Genomic DNA, 3,509 nt, shown 5'->3' on the forward strand with positions numbered 1-3,509 from the left:
CTCACCTTTTGCCGGCCCAGGATCGCAAGTCCTAAGGGATCCCCAAAAGGCGTGCCACAATGGCAGCAGAGCTTGAGGTCGTCCGCCCTTGGAGTTCCGCGTTGCAGCAGCACAGCAGGGTTCTGTTGACGCAGAGGAGTTGCTGGCTTTTTTTCGCTGCCGGCGCCTGCCCTACTTAGATCGGTTTGGGCCTCAAGAAGCCAAGCTGCCGCCGGAAAACCTGCTGGAGCAATGGCGTCGGGATCGCCAAGCTTTGCAAGCTGCCGTGCTGGAACGATTTCCCGGCGAACAGGTGACGCCGGGCAACGGGGCCCTCTTGGCGGCTATGGCGGCAGGAGCGGAGCGGATCTACGGCGGCCAGATCCTGGCAGAGCTGTTCTGGCAACTGGATTCGAGCAGCACTGAGGAGCTGGCAGGTTTGGAGCCTAATGTTGGCGCCTCACTTGAGCCAGATCCTGACCAGGCTGCAGAGGACTGGGGCGGCGTCGGCAAGACACCATGGGAGTTTGGGCCAGAGTTCCGCTCCGTCTGGGTGAGCAGCTCACTGGATCTTCTCATTCGGGATCCCGCTTTCGTTGGCAGGAGGCGGCACGCCGTCCAACCTTCCTATTGGCCGGTACACATTCGCATTGGCAAGCGCCCCAAACCGGAGTACGAATTGTTGCTGGCGCTGCAGGCAGAATTGCTGGGATCCCTGCAGGGGCAGGTGCCCAAGCGTGGCTTTTTGATTTTAAAAGATGGAAAGTGGCACCCTGTCCACCTAAGCCGCCGCCGCGTCCAGGTGCGCCGCCTGCTGCAAGAGTATCTGGGCACTCTCAACCAACCAGAGCCGCCGCAGGTGTTTATGGCCCGCAGCCGCTGTCATCTTTGCCACTGGCGGGAGCACTGTCGGCAATTGAACGCCGTTGCCCAGCCCCTCACTTTGCTGCCGGGCGTAACCGGATCCCGCTATCCCCTTTTGCAAGAGGCAGGGATCGATTCGATTGAGGCTTTGGCCAACGCCCAGTTAGAAATGCTGCAAGCCATCCCCAAGCTGGGAGCCGGCGTGGCCCTACAACTGCAGCTACAAGCCCGTGCCACCCTCAGCCGCCGGCCCCTCTGGATTCAGTCTCCCCCGTTGCCCACAACACCCGTAGAGCTGTACTTCGATATCGAGGCGGATCCCCGCCACAACGTCGCCTACCTGCTGGGCTTGCTGGTGGTAGAGCAAGCCGAGGGGACAAAGGTTGCGAACTACCACGGTTGCCTGGCTGCCGACCCGCGGGAAGAAGGGCAAGCTTGGGAGCAGTTTCTGCAACTGGCACAACGCTATCCCGACGCCCCTATCTACCATTTTCACGGCTTTGAGGTGCAGACCTGCCGACGACTGGGGGAGCAATACCGCACGGATCCCCGTCAGGTGAGGCAATTGTTGCAGCGCTTTGTGGATTTGCACGCCTGGGTACAGCGCTCGGTGGTGCTGCCGATTGAGAGCTATTCCCTAAAGAACATCGCCCGCTGGTTGGGTTTCGAGTGGCGGCTGCCCGATGCCAATGGCGCCCAGTCTATTTATTGGTATAGCCAATGGCTGGAAACGCGGGAGCGCCGCTATTTGGAGCACTCGCTTATCTACAACGAGGATGACTGCCGAGCCACCCATCGCCTCAAAGACTGGCTGTCCCAGGGCGAAGTTCTCCAGCAGGCGGTTTTCCCTACTGTCAACGTCTGAGGTTTCGTCTAAAATCGGCCAGGTCTGTTTAATTGAGCAAGGGGATCCCATGCTGTTGAAATCTCATGAATCTCCCCGCCATCAGGGCAGAAACCGTCGCGGTCGCGGGGGATCGGCACGTAAGCGCCAACTGGACAAACGGAACCGCGCCTTGATGCAGCGATTGCGACAAGGAGAGCGTGCTCTCAGCTCTCGAACTTCTCGGCAGGGACAAGTCAACCCTGCCTTTTTTGTGCCTGCTTTTCCTTTCTCTCGGCCTGAACCGGAAAAGGATAGACCAAGTTCCCACTTTTGCGGAAAGGGGCTTTCCTCAGCAGTAAAGGTATTCTCGAATACAGAAGTTTGACTCTGTCTTGCTAAGCTGACCTTCTGGGGTCGTCGCCTCATTCTTGGCCACCTTTCCCCTTGCGGATCCCTACTGAGCCAGGTGCTGCGGAGCATACGGAATATGTCCATCTCGAAATCGTCGCGTCGCCAATTCCTGCGATCTGCTGCTGCGGCTGCCTCTCTGGTGGCCGTTGGCGGGCTAAAGGCCAAGGCTCAGAGCCGCGGGCCGCTTCTGGTTTCCCAGGGCCTGACACCCCTGAAGTTCACCCTTTCTTGGTTGCCTTCCTCGATGGATACCCCCCTTGGAACTGCGATCTTGAAGGGCTACTTTGCTGAAGAGGGGCTAGAAGTAACCTACGAGCGCGGCTTTGGCTCTGCCGACTCCATCACTAAGATTGCTGCTGGCCAGTACGACCTGGGGGAAGGGGATCCCTACTCCATGATCGAGTTCAACGCCAAAAACCCGGATGTGCCCTTGGTGGCGATCTTTGTTCACTTCAACCGCTCTCCCTTCGGCATCTATACCCTGAAAGGCAGAGGCATTACAGAGCCGGCCCAACTGGCGGGCAAGAAGCTGGGGGCGCCCGCAGGAGATGCGCCGCGTCGGCTCTGGCCGGTGTTTGCCAAGCAAGTCGGCATCGATCCGGCTTCAGTAGAGTGGCTAACCATGGAGCCACAGTTACGCGAGCCCTTCCTGATCCAAGGCCGGGTGGACGCAATTAGCGGCTTTATGACCTCGGCCATGCCCAATTTGGTGCGGGGTGGCGTTAGCTTGAACGACATCACGCCTTTTCTCTACAACGACTATGGCCTTGAGCTGTACGGTAATGCCGTCATCACCCGTGTGCAACTGCTGCGCGAGAAGCCGGAGCAACTCAAAGCTTTCTTGAGGGCCTACGTCAAGGGCTGGCAAGACACCATCCGCGACCCCGACGGCAATATGTTGGCGTTTTTGGACAAAGCCAAAGCCGAAGGGCAGGTGCTGGACACTGCCATTGAGAAACTGCGTCTCACCCTAGCTATGCCGCGTCTGTTTGTTACCGAGGAGGTGCGGGAAATTGGCTTGGGGGACGTGGTGCCTGCCCGGATGGAAACCGCGATTGCTCAGGTGGTGGATGGCTTTGGCCTCTCTGCCAAACCGCCTCTGGAGAAAGTATTTGACAACAGCTTGCTTCCCCCCAAATCTGAGCGAATGATCGCCTGATCTGGAGAATCACACAACAACTTTGAAGCGCTGTCTGTTGACTTGCAGAGACAGTGAACGCTTCTTGCCGGCCAGACGGCTTTTCCCGATGGCAGGTGAGGAGCCCAGCTCATTGGCTCAGTCATTTCAGCAAGATATTCTCCAAGCTTTTCGCAGCAGGGATCCCAGACTTCTCTTGGGAGAGAGGTAGGTTTTAATCGCGTTTGCATTGCTGGGTTAGAGATGGCAAGCGAGGCGCAGCAGCAAGGGAATATCTCAAACTTTGTTTAA

The 3,509-nt window shown here is 58.1% G+C and carries 2 protein-coding genes; both read left to right on the top strand.

Translation table 11 applies throughout. From position 1 onward, the window contains the following. Positions 1-139 precede the first annotated feature (139 nt). Complete coding sequence (locus NW853_RS09215; RefSeq protein ID WP_414348872.1) at positions 140-1,708, top strand: TM0106 family RecB-like putative nuclease; 1,569 nt, start codon at positions 140-142, stop codon at positions 1,706-1,708. A gap of 448 nt (positions 1,709-2,156) precedes the next feature. Beyond that, entirely contained in the window at positions 2,157-3,239 is a 1,083-nt protein-coding gene (locus NW853_RS09220; RefSeq protein WP_414348873.1) for an ABC transporter substrate-binding protein, read from the top strand. Positions 3,240-3,509 lie beyond the last annotated feature (270 nt).

It is taken from the genome of Synechococcus sp. H55.11 (assembly GCF_047462475.1).
Taxonomy (GTDB): domain Bacteria; phylum Cyanobacteriota; class Cyanobacteriia; order Thermostichales; family Thermostichaceae; genus Thermostichus.